We start from the raw sequence: 15,766 nt of genomic DNA, 5'->3' as shown, positions 1-15,766 counted from the left end.
CGTTTTGATATCATTGGCACACAATATGATGACGTTTTTGAGGGACGTTCAGGTAATGATACCTTCAATGGTGGTGCGGGTAATGATATTCTCAATGGTGGTGCTGGTAATGACACCCTCAATGGTGGTGCGGGTAATGATACCCTCAATGGTGGTGCGGGTAATGATATTCTCAATGGTGGCGCTGGTGATGATATTCTTAACCCTGGTTATAGCCAGTACTCCACTGATACAGTTGATGGAGGCTCTGGTAATGACCTGCTCCAAGTAGATTACAGTAACAAGACTAGTGCTAGTGTAGGTATTCATTTAGGATTTCAAAACAATAATGTCATCTACCATCGTGCTGGAACTAATGGTGATAATTATGAGTTAGTTAAGTTTTCCGACATTGAACGTTTTGATATCATTGGCACACAATATGATGACGTTTTTGAGGGACGTTCAGGTAATGATACCTTCAATGGTGGTGCGGGTAATGATATTCTCAATGGTGGTGCTGGTAATGACACCCTCAATGGTGAAGATGGTAATGATCTGCTATATGGCGATGTCGCATCTTACGGCGCATCTACCTTATTTAACTACAACGGCAACACATATCTGTTAACCACTGCTGGAACATGGCAACAAACTCAAGCTCAGGCACAGAGTTTAGGCGGAAATCTTGTCACTGTCAATAATCAAGCCGAGCAGGATTGGTTAGTCAGTACCTTTGGTGGTAGTGAATTACTGTGGATTGGGTTTACAGATGAGGTGACAGAAGGCCAGTTCAGGTGGGCCAGCGGTGAAACCTCTACTTATACTAACTGGTCTCCTGGTGAACCAAATGATGCCAATGGGGTAGAAGATTATGCGGGGATGAATTGGAATTCATCTGGTAAATGGAATGATTTTGGTAGTGCCGCAATTCTAAGAGGCATTGTTGAAATCGTAAATGCTAATGACATCCTCAATGGTGGTGCGGGTAATGATACCCTCAATGGTGGTGCGGGTAATGATATTCTCAATGGTAGTGCGGGTAATGATATTTACGTTGTAGATAGCACCATTGACATCATTACCGAAAATGCCAATGAAGGTACAGATACTATTCAATCTAGTGTCACCTTGACTCTTGCTACCAACGTTGAAAACCTGACTCTGACAGGAACAGCAGCAATTAACGGTACTGGTAACGAACTCAATAACATCATCACTGGTAATGCTGGTAATAACACCCTTGATGGTGGTTCTGGCAATGATATTCTCAATGGTGGTGCTGGTAACGACACTCTTAATGGTGGTAGTAGGGATTCTTTACTGTCTTTAGATGGTGTCAATGACTATGTGAATCTCAACAATCCATCTCACCTGAATTTCACAGGAGAGATTACCATAGAAGCTTGGGTGAAAGTAAAAGCTACAGATGGACTGCGGGATATTGTCGCTCACGATGATAGTGTTAATCCTTTGAGTGCAGTATTTCTGAGGCTATGGAATGGTCAATATCAAATTGGCTCCTGGAATGGTACAGATTACATGGCTACCTTTGCCATACCCAGCGCAGATATTGGCAATTGGGTTCATTTGGCTGGAGTATATGATAGTCAGGCTCAGGCATGGAACCTCTACCGCAACGGTGTACTCGTTAATTCTACTGCCTCCAGCGTAGGAGCATTGCAGGTTAATGAGAATTGGACAATTGGTGCGAAGGGAAATGGAGCAGCACGATTCTTCAACGGCGACATTGACGAAGTTCGTATTTGGAATAAAGCCAGGACTCAGCAAGAAATTCAGGCAAACCTGAACCAAACTCTGACTGGAAATGAAGCTAACTTAGCTGGTTACTGGAATTTTGACAACGTTGCTGGCTCGACAATTACCGACTTAGCCAAAGGCAATAATGGTACTTTGACTAATGGAGCATCTATTATTGTAGCCAGTGACATCCTCATAGGCGGTACAGGGGATGATACTTACATCGTAGATAGCACCACTGACACCATTACCGAAAATGTGGGAGAGGGAACAGACATCATTCAATCTAGTGTCACCTTGACTCTTGCTACCAACGTTGAAAACCTGACTCTGACAGGAACAGCAGTAATTAACGGTATTGGTAACGAACTCAATAACGTCATCACTGGTAACAGTGCTAATAATACCCTCAATGGCGGTGCTGGTAATGATACCTTCAATGGTGGTGCGGGTAATGATATTCTCAATGGTGGTGCTGGTAATGACACCCTCAATGGTGAAGATGGTAATGATCTGCTATATGGCGATGTCGCATCTTACGGCGCATCTACCTTATTTAACTACAACGGCAACACATATCTGTTAACCACTGCTGGAACATGGCAACAAACTCAAGCTCAGGCACAGAGTTTAGGCGGAAATCTTGTCACTGTCAATAATCAAGCCGAGCAGGATTGGTTAGTCAGTACCTTTGGTGGTAGTGAATTACTGTGGATTGGGTTTACAGATGAGGTGACAGAAGGCCAGTTCAGGTGGGCAAGCGGTGAAACCTCTACTTATACTAACTGGTCTCCTGGTGAACCAAATGATGCCAATGGGGTAGAAGATTATGTGCATATGTACAGTAATGGTAAATGGAATGATTCTGGTAGTGCCGCAATTCTAAGAGGCATTGTTGAAATCGTAAATGCTAATGACATCCTCAATGGTGGTGCGGGTAATGATACCCTTGATGGTGGTGCTGGTACAGATACCCTAATTGGTGGTTTGGGTGATGATATTTACGTTGTAGATAGCACCACTGACATCATTACCGAAAATGCCAATGAAGGTACAGATACTATACAATCTAGTGTCACCTTAACCCTTGCTACCAACGTCGAAAATCTGACCCTAACGGGAACAGCAGCCATTAACGGTACAGGTAACGCAGGTAATAACGTCATCACTGGTAACGGTGCTAATAACACCCTTGATGGTGGTGCTGGTATAGATACCTTAATTGGTGGTTTAGGGGATGATATTTACGTTGTTGATAGCGCCACTGACACCATTACCGAAAATGTCAACGAGGGTATAGATACTATTCAATCCAGTGTCACCTTAACTCTTGCTACCAACGTCGAAAATCTGACCCTAACGGGAACAGCAGCCATTAACGGTACAGGTAACGCAGGTAATAACGTCATCACTGGTAACGGTGCTAATAACATTCTTAATGGTGGTGCTGGTACAGATACTCTAATTGGTGGTTTAGGGGATGATATTTACGTTGTTGATAGCGCCACTGACACCATTACCGAAAATGTCAACGAGGGTATAGATACTATTCAATCCAGTGTCACCTTAACTCTTGCTACCAACGTGGAAAACCTGACCCTGACAGGAACAGCAGCAAACGGTACAGGTAATGAACTCAATAACGTCATTACAGGTAATGCTGGTAATAACATCCTTGATGGTGGTGCGGGTAATGACACCCTTGATGGTGGTGCGGGTACAGATATCCTAATTGGTGGTTTAGGTAATGATATCTACATTGTAGATAGCACTACTGACATCATTACGGAACTTGCTAATGGAGGTACAGACACCATTCAATCTAGTGTTACTTACACTATTGCGGCTCTTGCTAACGTTGAAAACCTAACACTGACAGGAGCAGCAGCAATTAACGGTACAGGGAACGCTAGTAATAACGTCATTACAGGTAATGCTGGTAATAACATCCTTGATGGTGGTGCGGGTACAGATATTTTAATTGGTGGTTTAGGCAATGATATTTACGTTGTAGATAGCGCCACTGACACCATTACAGAAGGTGCCAACGCAGGTAAAGACACCATTCAATCTAGTGTTACTTACACTATTGCGGCTGCTAACGTTGAAAACCTGACTCTGACAGGAGCAGCAGCCATTAACGGTATAGGTAACGCTGCTAATAACGTCATCACAGGTAACACTGGTAATAACATCCTTAATGGTGGTGCTGGTACAGATATTTTAATTGGTGGTTTAGGCAACGATATTTACGTCGTAGATAGCACTACTGACATCATTACGGAACTTGCTAATGGAGGTACAGACACCATTCAATCTAGTGTTACTTACACTATTTTGGCTGCTAACGTTGAAAACCTGACATTAACAGGAGCAGGTGCGATTAACGGTACTGGTAACGCTGCTAATAATGTCATCACTGGTAACGGTGCTAATAACACCCTTGACGGTGGTGCGGGTAATGACATCCTCACCGGAGGGCTGGGAAAAGATACTCTAACTGGAAGGCTGGGAGTAGACCGTTTTGACTACCGCACTTTAGCTAATTCCGCCTTGGGTATCTTTGATGTCATTACCGACTTCAATGCTACTACTGGCAATGATTTATTCGTCGTTACCACTGCCCGCAGCGGGTTCAATAATGTTACCACACCTGTGGCAACACTTGATGCAACCGGAATTGCAGCTAGGTTAACTAATACTGTGTTTGCAGCTAACTTTGCTGCTCAATTCACCTTTGGTAGTCGTACTTTTGTCGCTATTAATGACGCTACCGCAGGATTCAGTGCCACTACGGATGCCATTATTGAGGTGACAGGTTTAACTGGTACTTTAGGACCCAGTAACTTTATTACTACCTTAGCGTAGCTTCTGGTATCATGTAGATGAAGGACGTTGTAGAGATGTTTCATGAAACGTCTCTACATCATCAAATTATCCTGTGATTGATGCGATATGATCAAGATTCAATTATCAATAACGGCACATTAGACAATTTAAACGATTTGATAATATGGTGCGTTACTAGTCGCTAACACACCCTACGTATCTAATTATAAATGGATAATATGGTGCGTTACTAGTCGCTAACACACCCTACGTATCTAATTATAGAGTTTAATAATATGGTGCGTTACGCTTACGAAAAACTCTTTACATACCATAAGTTACTCTATTTGTCAATAGTATATTTGTTCTAATGGTCAAAGTACATTATTTGCTGAATAATTTTTCCCCAATTTACTCTTTTAAACCACTGCTAATTTGTAAAGTTTTGTATTTTTTTCAAAATTGATCTCTGAAACGACCATAAATAAAGACTTTTACAGATCATCTTTTCAGCAGGGTGCAAAATTGACAATATTAGCCCAATTGTGAAATTCTCAATAATTCTAGCAAATCGCCGAAAGTATTGCAAGCTCGTTGCTAAATAAAAATAATTCTCAATTAATTGTTAAGAAAATCTAAAGTTGAATTTTCCTAAGTTATGAATATTAAAAGTATTATTGGATTTATATAAGTTTTAATTATGCTGTTAAATTTTGTGATAACTTCCGTACCATTGAGCAATTATGGGTAAAATACGACGGGGTACAGTTTGGTTTTCTGTTTTCATTGAAATTATTGCTAAAGACTTAAATTTATGTACAAAGCATCTGCTGGAGTAAATGATATTAAACTATTAGTTCTAGACATAGATGGGACAATTACCGGACATTCTAATACTCTCAGCGTTACCGTCAAAGAAGTTATTGCTGCGGTACAAGCTAAAGGAATTAAGGTCGCTATCGCTACTGGCAGGATGTATTGTTCAGCTTTGCGATTTCATCAGGAAATTGGCTCTACACTGCCATTAATAGCCTATCAAGGTGCTTGGATTCAAGATCCGGGTAATGACAAAATTCACCGTCATTTACCTGTATCTAGGGAAATTACCCAACAACTACTAGAATACTTTGAACAGCCGGATTTGCGATCGCTCCTTTCGGTCCATTTTTACATTAATGACCAACTTTATGTGCGAGAAATCACCAAAGAAACAGATAATTATCAACAGCGTTGTGGTGTAAATGCTATTTCCGTCGGTGATTTACGTCAATTATTAGATCATGAACCCACTAAGATACTAGCTTTGTCTGAGGACGCAAATTTAACTCAGCAACTTTTAGCTGATTTACGCCTTAGATACAAACCGACAGATTTGTATATGACAACATCCGTCCCCACTTTTCTAGAAGCTGCGAATACTCATGTTAATAAAGGTAATGCTGTCCGTTATCTAGCGGAAGAAATGCTAGGTTTAGAAAGTCATCATGTCATGACTATCGGTGATAATTTCAATGATGTAGAAATGCTCAGTTATGCCGGTATTAGTGTGGCCATGGGTAACGCACCGCCAGAAGTGCAAGCGATCGCTAATTGGGTAGCACCTAGTATAGAATTAGACGGTGCAGCAGTAGCAATAGAAAAATTCTTGCTTTCTTAGAAAGGATAAACACAAAAAAGACACCGACGACTGGCCGTGTTTCGTCTCGGTGTCCTTTTTGGTTCGCTCCTCACACGATTAACATTGTAGTTAAAGATATGTATTTTGTCAATAGATTTTCGAGAAGTTTTTGTAAATATAAATTAGAGTTCTATCGGTGCAACTACCCCCAACTTGTCTTCTAACACGGATCTAAAAACCAACTGAGTTGCTACCAATAGTCCTAACCTAGCTTGGGCTAATTCTGGAGTCTGAATTTTTACTTCTCCCCAAATACGACAACTACCCCAGAACTTCTCAAAAGCTTGACTCAATTTCCCAGCGGCTGTTTCCCAGTTCAGAGAACTACTATGACTACAAACTAAATCATCTACTAATTTTACTAATTGGTGCATCAGTAACATCTCATCAACGTGATTAAGCAGAAGTTTTTGATCACCATTAAGTAAAGGTATCGGTTTCACAGAAAAATAACTTTTAGTACCTATTCTATCAAGTGCAATTAATCCATCTTTCTCTGCTAATCGTAATAAAGAACAACAGCGGGAATGGGCGTATTGAATTTTAAAAATTGTTAATGAATGTAATGAAATTTGTGATTGATGATTAGTGACTGGTAATTGGTAATTCAGAAAATTATTTATCAAGTCTTCATTTTCTGGAAAAACTATCAAATTTTGTAACCAAGCTGCTAAGGTAGAGTCAATGAGTTCTAAATAAATCCAACCAGGAGGAATTACCTTAACGCTAAATAAACTATCACTATTTCTGGATAAATGCCCAGCCATAGCCTGAGCAATTTCCATCGCGGGTAAATTCTGAGATTTTGATATCCCCATGGCCACGCCAGAGATATATAGAATTTTTTGATTATATCCTCCTTGATAGAGAGGAACTTTTCTACTTTCTATGCCTGTAATTCCCCTATCATTGGTAAAAACACTGAAGCAAGAGGCCAGATAACCGCTTATTAGCTGCTTAATAGCTTGATTTTTACTAAAAAGTAGTTGAGGATACACGTATTCCTTGTAAAAAATTTATGAGGTGCATCATTTTATCCTGTTCCATCTACCTTCAGATAGAAGTTTACTCTATGTACATAAAAATAAGAGTAGGATAAAATTTGATGAATTAATGTATAAAAGATGGGTAAAGTTTAGTACCCTCGTTGTACAGTAGGAAGTATAAGAAAAAATAGAGAGCTAAATTGCTTTCTATCTTATTGGAAGACTAGCGCTATTAAGCGTTAACTCTACCCCGTTCACACAAAGACACTCCTTGCACTGTTCTGATCACGTCTTTGTTTTTTAGCCAAACGCTCTGTGTTACTTATGCAATCTCAATCTTCCTTTTCCGAAGCTTCACGTCCCTTCTTAACTTGGCAACGTATTCTTGACTGGGCCCAAGAACACTACCGCTGCCGCACCTTCAGTAAAGATGAGCGCATTCCAGCCAGACCTGGTTTGCTCTATTTAGTGCAAAGGGGTGCTATCCGCATGGTAGGAACTGCCCAAGTGGGTGCTACCGCTAGTCAGTTAACATCCAGAAGAATTAACAGAACTCCAGAAGAAGCCTTCTTGGGCTTTGTAGGGGCAGGACAACCCTTTGAAATTGTTGCCCAGTCCCCATTTACACTCCAGTCCTTTGCCCACGTTGACCAAACTGCGGTACTGTGGATGTACTGGCATGATCTAGACAACTGGCCTCACTTCCGTCGTGAAGTTATGGATGCTTTTAGATATCAGCATCAGCGCAAGTTACTCTGGTTAAGTGCTTTAGGACAAAGACGTACAATTGACCGTCTCTTAGGATTTCTCACCTTACTGATTGAGGAATATGGCGAGCCTTCCATGAGCGAAACTGATCCTGATGTAATTCGTGGTTATTGCTTACCCTTCCCCCTCACTCATGCCCAAATTGGCAGCGCCATTGGTTCAACCCGTGTAACTGTCACTCGTTTAATGGGTAAATTACGTCAACGCGGCTTAATTCTGGCCCAAGGGGATAATTTAATTTGCCTACCCGCAGATGCTATCAATAGACCAGCTAATAATGGGTAGTTCAAATCTCGAAAGAGCAGCTTGATCAATGTTACCTGAGAGCTTGCCACTCTCGGACACACCAATAGCAGGTATCAGTGGATTTTGATAAACCAACTTTGGGTAATTAGTTCCTGAGCCTGCTCCTCATTTTCACCGCAGATTGGTAACATTGATCAGTTAAAAATTGGCCAAGTATTGAGTTTAAATAACAAAAATATTCCTATAGAGTTGAAATGCTCAATAGCTGATAATGGGTTTTTCCCCCAGTGTTTCTATTTTTCCAGCACCGGCTCAAAGTCGTACCCAGTCCGAGAGCGATTACCACGGACAATTTTCACTAGTTGGACTGGGGTATTTCGATCTCCCGACGGTAAAAAACGAATGGAACCGGCAGCACCACTGGTGGAAAAGTCTGATGAAAGTAGTGTTTTTTGAATTGCAGAACGACTGGGATTAGTTGCTAACGCAGCGATAAAGGCTTTTGTAGCATCATAAGCGGTTGCTGTACGCCAATTTACATCACTACCCCATAACTTTCTAGATTGGGCTGGAAATGGGGAATTAGGATTGCCATGAATATGCCAAGGAACGGCCACTACCATGGCTAATGCTTGCTCTGTGGCAATTTCTAAAGTTTTGAGGCTATAAACATCATCACCACCGAGTAAAATCAGACGTTTTCGATTTACTTGCACTACTTGTAATGCTTTATCTAGGGTTTCACCATTAGGAGCTAACATTAAAACTTCCGCACCTTGTTTAAATGCTTTCTCGATGCTAGATGAAGGGCTAAAATCAGCTTTAGATAAATCAAACTCACCTGATATTTCTCCACCCTCCAAAGAAACAGAGGAAACAAACTCAGATTTTAATGACTGACTGTAGTTGCTTTGAGCATTATAAAAAACTGCTGCATTTTTTTTCCCCAAAGTTTTCACCATATAATTAGCTAAAGCTCTGGCCGCGACAAAATCACTAGTTAATGTGCGAAAAACGTAGGGACTAAAATTGGAAATTTTTACAGAACTACTAGTAGGGGAAATAGCTACTAGTTTTCCATCATCATAAACCTTCCCGGCGGCCAATGTTGCGTCACTGCTATAATGTCCAATTACTCCTAGAACTTCGGGGTTTTCTACCAAAGCTGCGGCTACCTGTTGACATATTTTCTGATCATCGTCATCATTAGCTATACCTACTTTTAACGGTACTCCCTTTACTCCCCCAGCAGTATTAATTTCATTTTGAGCTTGTGCAACACCACGCAATATTTCTAATGCCGTATTCGGGTCATTACCAATAGGTGTAGAGACAACAAGGGTATAGCTTTTACCAGAACCAATGCGGGCATTATGCAGATAAATCAGTGCCTCTGGGTCATTGGGTTTGATTTTTAGAGATGATGTTAAATTAGTGATTGCTTGCTGATAATTTTTATCAAAAATAGCCTTAGCAGCATCTTTTTTGTCTGGTAAAATATCATCAGAAATTAAAATTTTTTCTCCAAAACTAATTCGTTGTGCAATTGATTGATTTCGGTCTTTCCATTGATGAGAATTCAGCTTATTTTCACTATTTATTGCTAAATTATCAGAGGATTTCGGATTAGTAACAATAATGAAAAAACACCAATAACCAAACCCCAAAAGTAGGGGTATGAAAATAATAGGGAGTATTTTGCCTTTCCATTTCATAAGTTTTTTCTGATGGTGGTCAACTGGACTGCATTTAAACTGCATTTAATTTGGATAATTATAGCGGGCAAGATTTGGATAATTATAGCGGGCAAGATTTGGATAATTATAGCGGGCAAGATTTGGATAATTATAGCGGGCAAGATGCCCGCACCACAAGATTTAGGGTCGGGTATAAAGCTCATTTGATTCTCACAAACCCAGCTTTTTCAATCAGTTCTTGACCTTGAGATGTTAATAACCAATTTGCATAAGCTTCTCCAGCTTGTTGATCTGATTGACCATTTTGTTTGATTATTACAAATAAGTTGCGGGTGATTGGGTAATTTCCATTGCGAAAATTCTCATTGTTCAACTGGTTACGCTGATTTGGACATTGAGACTGAGCTATTTCTGGTTGTTGATAAGGTGTGACAAATTGCCCGTTTGTTCGTCCAATTGGTAGGGATTTAATGGTACATTGCGGGACGATTTCAGGAGCGGAACCGTAATAAATTCCCCCCGGAGTATTGGCTATTTTTCTCAGGGCTTCTGTGGTTGTAGGAATGTAATTAACATTGTTACCAAATTTATCTTTATTAAGAACATATTCAATAAAAAAATCCACTGTACCACCAGCTTCTTGACTGCGGGATAAGGGAATAATAGGTAAATTTGCACCACCTAATTTTTGCCAGTTAGTAACTTTACCAGTGTAAATATCTTTAATCTGGGCAGTGGTTAATCCGGGGATATTTAAGTTATGATTAACTGCGATCGCAATAGCATCAATTGCTACGATAATTTCTTTTAACCTGAATCCTTTTTGTTGCGCTTGGCTGGTTTCTTCTAATTTAATGGAGCGGGAAGATTGAATAAAAGCTAGTTGATTATCTATCAACATTTGAATCCCAGTTCCCGAACCTGGGTCTTTAAAAAGTGGTTGTATGTAACGTAAAACAAACTGAGGACAAATTTTTTGTAGTACAGAATCTACGTCTTTACGAAGAGTAGCCCAGGTGGTACTACCACCATAACTAAAAATCCCTTGGGGAAGATTAGAGACGTTGCAACTAGTTACTGAACTGGGAGAAGTAGATGTTATCTCGGAACTAATTATAAAAATGATAAACGATGAACCAACCAACATTAAACTAATGGTAGCAATCAAATATAGAAGCAGGGGAAGAGTTTCTTTTTTGGGAGACATAAGTTTGTGGTTTTGGGGTTAAGGATATTTTTTCTAAAGCAGGGAAGATAATAGTTTATAAATGAGCTTAAATAAGGTTGTTGATATCATTGAAATTAACGCCGCAGCCACAGCTAAAATAATTATTTGCTCAATGCCAATATCACCTCGTAAATAAGGGATAAAAAATATAATTGTCAAACTGATTGCGGGGATAATTAGCAAATCAAATTTTTCCAGCCAGCGTCTAGTTTGAGCGAAAATTAAACCACTCAAAATCACAATAGAAATTAGAAAAGTGATGATAATATTTTTGGATAAACTGAAAAAAGCGATCGCAATTAATGCCCCTTCAAACCCACTAAAAGCGGCTCCAGATAATAATTCCCAAATAGTAAAAGTTGGTTGATTTGATACTTGAGGCTGAATTGGTTGTGGGTGAGGTGGTTGAGTTGGGAATTGTGATGATGTTGTTGGTGCAACCGAAGGAGGAAAAAGAGCCTCTAGCACCGCCTGTGCTGACTGAAAACGCTCACTAGCAGCAGGTAGGAGCATTTTATCTAAAATATCTGCCAGTCGCGGTTTCAGGGTGATTTGCGCCCGCCATTGCCATTGATTTGTATAAGCGTTAAATAGCTTACTCCTTTCTTGACCTGTCAGTAACGTTAATAGAGTAACAGCTAAGGCATACAAATCCGTAGATGGAAATACTTGACTACTGTTCATTTGTTCTGGAGGTGCAAATCCTAAAGAATAAATGCCCGTAGAACTAGGGGACGCATTAGCAATTAATTTAACTGCACCGAAATCTAGCAAAAAGAGCTTACCATCACGACAACGCATAATATTGGAAGGTTTAATATCTCTATGGATAATATTTCTGTCATGAATAAACTGGAGAACTGGGAGAATTTCTTTGAGTATTTCCATAACTTTTTGTTCAGAAAAATTACCCTGTTGAATTAATTCTTCCTCTAAAGTTTGTCCATGAATATATTGCTGAACTAAATAAAAAAACTGCTGCGGTTTATTTATTTGTAAGCTTTGTAAACTAGGAACTGTAATCGTAAAAAAAGCAAATAAATTAGGTATTTGCGGATGTTCATTACCTATTGCTTCTAAAACTTCTGCTTCTTGTGCAAAGAGAATTTTGGCTTTTTCTAAGGCTTCTTCTGTTAAATTAATGCTGGGCTGAAATTGTTTAATCACACATTGACGCAAACTGGGAGTATCGCGGTCAATTGCTAAAAAAGCCGCACCAAAACCCCCCTGACCCAAAAGTTTAATTGGCAAATATCGGTCACGTAAAATCAGCGGCATACCGCAGGTAATACAATATTTCTGTTGTACTGTTTTTAAGGTGTGAATATCATCTAAATCAGTAAAGTGATTTTCGGGACGTTGACAGTGGGGACGAGTGCAGTGGACTTGCATATTATCTTTAGTCAGTGGTGATTAAGCTGTTACGCATTTAAACTGGATAATTACTGTAATTTAGGTATTTATGCAGTATCAAATTAATAAATTAAGTCCGATTTAGTCCAGTAGTCATTAGCAATTAATCTAATGATACTGGAATCTTTTAACTGCCATCAGTAGGGTTTGGTGCCGCTAGGTCTAATGTATTTACGACTAGATCCATTTGTGTTAACTTTAACATATCCTGAATCCAAACTGGGTTAGCAAATTCAGGTAATATCTCCTGACTAAAAGCCTCTGCTGCTTTGGATCTATAACGGCTAGGGTTAAATATTAACCAAAGTGTACGCTTGACTACAACGTCCTGGATTGGTGCATGATGGAGAACACCCATTTGTAATTCTTTAGCAATGGCAGAAGTAGAGACAAAGGCAGCACCTAAGCCAGACTGGACGGCATTTTTAATCGCTTCTATGGAATTAAGTTCCATTTCCAACTTAAACCGCCTGGTGTCAATATTACAACGTGCCAGCACCTGGTCAATAACTTTGCGGATGGTTGATTGGGAGTCGAGAGCAATGAATTGTAGTTTATATAGGTCTTCTTTTTGGATTGTTTCTAATTTAGCAAAGGGATGGGACGTGGGTAAAATGAGTGCCAATTCATCCTCAGCATAAGGAATAGTTTTTAAAGACTCCCCCAATTCAGCGGGAATTTCCCCACCAATGATCGCCAGATCAATCTGGCCATTGGCAACACTCCAAGCGGTGCGTCTGGTAGAATGGACGTGCAATTGCACAGCCACATCTGGATACTTTTGTCGGAATAAGCCGATCATTTTCGGTAAAAGATAAGTACCAGTGGTTTGGGACGCGCCGACAATTAATGTACCACCTTGAAGATTTTGCAAGTCCTCAATAGCGCGGCAGGTTTCCTGACATAAACTGAGGATTTTTTCCCCATAACTCAGGAGTAGATGTCCCGCCTCTGTTAATTGAGCGCGACGGCCTCCCCTGTCAAATATGGGAACATCCAATTGCCTTTCCAGGTTTTGAACTTGCAAACTGACAGCCGGTTGGGAGACATAAAGACTATCAGCAGCCCGTTTAAAACTCCCTTCTTGGGCGATAGCTTTGAGAATACGTAACTGATCTAATGTAAAAGGAAGGTCAGACATAAGGCTTAACCCAGAAATTTGGATGTATGAGTAGCTGGAAAAATAAATCGGGGTGAGTAGCTTTGCGACTAGTCATAATTTAGGCAATAGTTAAATTTAAAGAACTAACTAAAACACTTACCACAACATATTGACAGAAATCCTGTCGTGTATAATCTGTTAAAATTCAAGATGTTTACCCAATGTTTACCCATAAATAGTAACTTCTTTCGTTTTTGAGAATCTTAAATTGAGTTTTATCTATCATGCCCAATTCTTGGTTTACTCCCAGTCATTTTGTCATACTGGGGTTACAATTAGTTTTTGCAATTGCCCATAGTGGAGGTGCTGCTATGCGTCCTTGGGCTGAAAAATACATTGGACCGCGGCTTTATCGCATTTTATTCGCATTAATCAGCTTACCCTTAGCCGTGCTATTAATTGTTTACTTTTTTAATCATCGTTATGATGGATGGCAACTTTGGCAGGTGCAAGGTATTCCGGGGGTAGGAACATTAGTTTGGATATTATCTGCTGTATCTTTTTTGTTTTTATATCCGGCTACCTTCAATTTACTAGAAATTGCCGCTATTCAAAAGCCCCAAGTTCATCTTTATGAAACCGGGATTATCCGTATTACCCGTCACCCGCAAATGGTGGGACAGGTAATTTGGTGTGTAGCCCATACTCTCTGGTTAGGTACTAGCTTCACTCTTGTTACTTCAATAGGTCTGATACTACATCACCTTTTTGGAGTATGGCATGGAGATCGGCGTTTAAGTCAACGCTATGGAGAAGCTTTTGCACTTCTCAAGCAGCGGACTTCTATTATTCCCTTTCAAGCAATTATTGATGGCCGTCAATCTTTAAACTGGCAGGAATTTCTGCGTCCTGCTTATTTAGGAGTTGCCATTTTTACTGGTTTATTATGGTGGTCTCACCCCTTGTTATTCGTGGCAACAAGTAGGATAATGTGGTAGTTTCGTCTGATCCCCAAGATTAACAAAAAATATAAATTTAATAAAATTTTGTGATCATCACTTGCTACCAAAACAATGTAGGATAAATTTCAGCATCTATCATGAGACTGTTTTTCACTAAGGTGGAAAAAAGGATTTGTTCCTCAGTCTCAGGCAGAATTTATCCCCGTAAACAATAAGTAGCTTTCTACCTTGGTAAAAACGGGAAATAAACAGCAATGTATGAACTACAGCAATATACGCTATCAGCATTGTCAAAGTCTTATAAGGCAGTAGTAGTCAATAGCAATCAGGATTTGAACATTGAGAACAGCCAGCGCGACATTCACGGTGGTTTATTTGTTCACAGAAAAATCTAAAAATCAGATGTTCTTTTAATGACTTACCAATTGCTGCTACTGACCATTGTTTTTGTTTTCATATAAAAACCTTATATTCCAAGAGGCATCATGGTGTTTTCGGTCAGTGAACGGACATTTAATCAAGAAGTTTTGGCATCTCCAGTTCCCGTTTTAGTTTATTTTGAAGCGCCCTGGTGCGCTCTATGTCGCGTTATTCACCCGCTTTTATTGCAATTTCAAACCCAATGTGGTGATGAAATTAAGTTGGCCGGAGTCAACGCTGATCAAAATTTCAAGTTGTCTAATACCTATCGCCTCAAATCCCTACCGACTTTACTGCTAATTGAAAAAGGAATAGTCAAGCAACGCTTAGAAGGTTTTTGTGGTAGAGACGATTTACGTCAAGCCTTAGAAGCAATTCAACTTACTTACAAAATCACTAATAAAACTGACACTGGCATAAAAACAGCCGAATTAAAATACAACGATGTACAATTAAGTGCAATTAAAAAGTAAGTGACAAAAGACAAAAAGCAGAAGTTTTTAGAAATTTTATAGCCCCAAGGCTGACTGTTAGGCTATTTTAGAGGCGTAAGCATTACAGTAGGCTCAGTAAGCTATTTTAATTGATTTGGTGCTTGGTGAGTCCCAAATCTAAAACCATGCTTAACACCCCACTCAAAGGGTATCAGGTGGGGTATTTTATCCTCAAGGGTCTATGTCACAATTACTAACAGTTC

10 protein-coding genes are annotated in these 15,766 nt (G+C 39.8%); 5 read left to right on the top strand and 5 right to left on the bottom strand.

All coding sequences use genetic code 11. The features are described from left to right. Both FFO06_RS22015 and FFO06_RS13955 read left to right on the top strand, forming a co-directional pair. Window positions 1-4,608, top strand: a 4,608-nt coding sequence (locus tag FFO06_RS22015; RefSeq protein ID WP_268904606.1) for a beta strand repeat-containing protein, incomplete at its 5' end; no start/stop codon positions are given. Window positions 4,609-5,383: 775 nt separating this feature from the next. Then, the gene (locus tag FFO06_RS13955) at window positions 5,384-6,226 is read left to right on the top strand and encodes a Cof-type HAD-IIB family hydrolase (protein ID WP_137908570.1); all 843 of its coding nucleotides are present in this window, start codon (window positions 5,384-5,386) and stop codon (window positions 6,224-6,226) included. A 143-nt stretch (window positions 6,227-6,369) separates the two neighbouring features. Here the strand turns inward: FFO06_RS13955 and FFO06_RS13950 are convergent, their stop codons facing one another. Next, window positions 6,370-7,245: a DALR anticodon-binding domain-containing protein gene (locus FFO06_RS13950; protein WP_137908569.1), complete on the bottom strand. Its 876-nt coding sequence runs from the start codon at window positions 7,243-7,245 to the stop codon at window positions 6,370-6,372. A 312-nt stretch (window positions 7,246-7,557) separates the two neighbouring features. On the opposite strand from FFO06_RS13950, the gene FFO06_RS13945 reads away from it, so the two are divergent. Next, a complete protein-coding gene (locus FFO06_RS13945; RefSeq protein ID WP_028082691.1) occupies window positions 7,558-8,286 on the top strand; it encodes a Crp/Fnr family transcriptional regulator in 729 nt (242 codons plus the stop codon). Window positions 8,287-8,540: 254 nt separating this feature from the next. Here FFO06_RS13945 and FFO06_RS13940 read toward each other — a convergent pair whose 3' ends face one another. The 4 genes from FFO06_RS13940 to FFO06_RS13925 form a co-directional block, all read right to left on the bottom strand. After that, window positions 8,541-9,962: an ABC transporter substrate-binding protein gene (locus FFO06_RS13940; RefSeq protein ID WP_137908568.1), complete on the bottom strand. Its 1,422-nt coding sequence runs from the start codon at window positions 9,960-9,962 to the stop codon at window positions 8,541-8,543. Between the two features lie 181 nt (window positions 9,963-10,143). Continuing rightward, entirely contained in the window at window positions 10,144-11,151 is a 1,008-nt protein-coding gene (locus tag FFO06_RS13935) for a PstS family phosphate ABC transporter substrate-binding protein (protein ID WP_137908567.1), read from the bottom strand. 33 nt (window positions 11,152-11,184) lie between these two features. Continuing rightward, window positions 11,185-12,564 carry a serine/threonine-protein kinase gene (locus FFO06_RS13930; RefSeq protein WP_137908566.1) on the bottom strand — a complete coding sequence of 460 codons (1,380 nt, stop codon included), beginning with the start codon at window positions 12,562-12,564 and terminating at the stop codon, window positions 11,185-11,187. Window positions 12,565-12,712: 148 nt separating this feature from the next. Continuing rightward, window positions 12,713-13,726, bottom strand: coding sequence for a LysR family transcriptional regulator (locus tag FFO06_RS13925; protein WP_137908565.1), 1,014 nt, complete (start codon window positions 13,724-13,726; stop codon window positions 12,713-12,715). Between the two features lie 242 nt (window positions 13,727-13,968). Between FFO06_RS13925 and FFO06_RS13920 the strand changes: the two genes are divergently transcribed. Together FFO06_RS13920 and FFO06_RS13915 are read left to right on the top strand one after the other, a co-directional pair. Continuing rightward, window positions 13,969-14,685, top strand: coding sequence for an NnrU family protein (locus tag FFO06_RS13920; protein WP_190371573.1), 717 nt, complete (start codon window positions 13,969-13,971; stop codon window positions 14,683-14,685). Window positions 14,686-15,134: 449 nt separating this feature from the next. Beyond that, window positions 15,135-15,542, top strand: coding sequence for a thioredoxin family protein (locus tag FFO06_RS13915; protein ID WP_137908563.1), 408 nt, complete (start codon window positions 15,135-15,137; stop codon window positions 15,540-15,542). The last annotated feature ends 224 nt before the right edge of the window (window positions 15,543-15,766 follow it).

The organism is Dolichospermum planctonicum (genome assembly GCF_005402965.1).
In the GTDB taxonomy this organism is placed as follows: domain Bacteria; phylum Cyanobacteriota; class Cyanobacteriia; order Cyanobacteriales; family Nostocaceae; genus Dolichospermum; species Dolichospermum planctonicum.
This window is presented reverse-complemented; position numbering and strand designations above follow the sequence as displayed.

What these genes read in the sequence shown, in the direction of transcription:
- FFO06_RS13955 (WP_137908570.1), top strand. Translation starts at nt 5,384, where the DNA reads ATGTACAAAGCATCTGCTGGAGTAAATGATATTAAACTATTAGTTCTA.
- FFO06_RS13945 (WP_028082691.1), top strand. Translation starts at nt 7,558, where the DNA reads ATGCAATCTCAATCTTCCTTTTCCGAAGCTTCACGTCCCTTCTTAACT.
- FFO06_RS13940 (WP_137908568.1), bottom strand. Translation starts at nt 9,962, where the DNA reads ATGAAATGGAAAGGCAAAATACTCCCTATTATTTTCATACCCCTACTT.
- FFO06_RS13935 (WP_137908567.1), bottom strand. Translation starts at nt 11,151, where the DNA reads ATGTCTCCCAAAAAAGAAACTCTTCCCCTGCTTCTATATTTGATTGCT.
- FFO06_RS13930 (WP_137908566.1), bottom strand. Translation starts at nt 12,564, where the DNA reads ATGCAAGTCCACTGCACTCGTCCCCACTGTCAACGTCCCGAAAATCAC.
- FFO06_RS13925 (WP_137908565.1), bottom strand. Translation starts at nt 13,726, where the DNA reads ATGTCTGACCTTCCTTTTACATTAGATCAGTTACGTATTCTCAAAGCT.
- FFO06_RS13915 (WP_137908563.1), top strand. Translation starts at nt 15,135, where the DNA reads ATGGTGTTTTCGGTCAGTGAACGGACATTTAATCAAGAAGTTTTGGCA.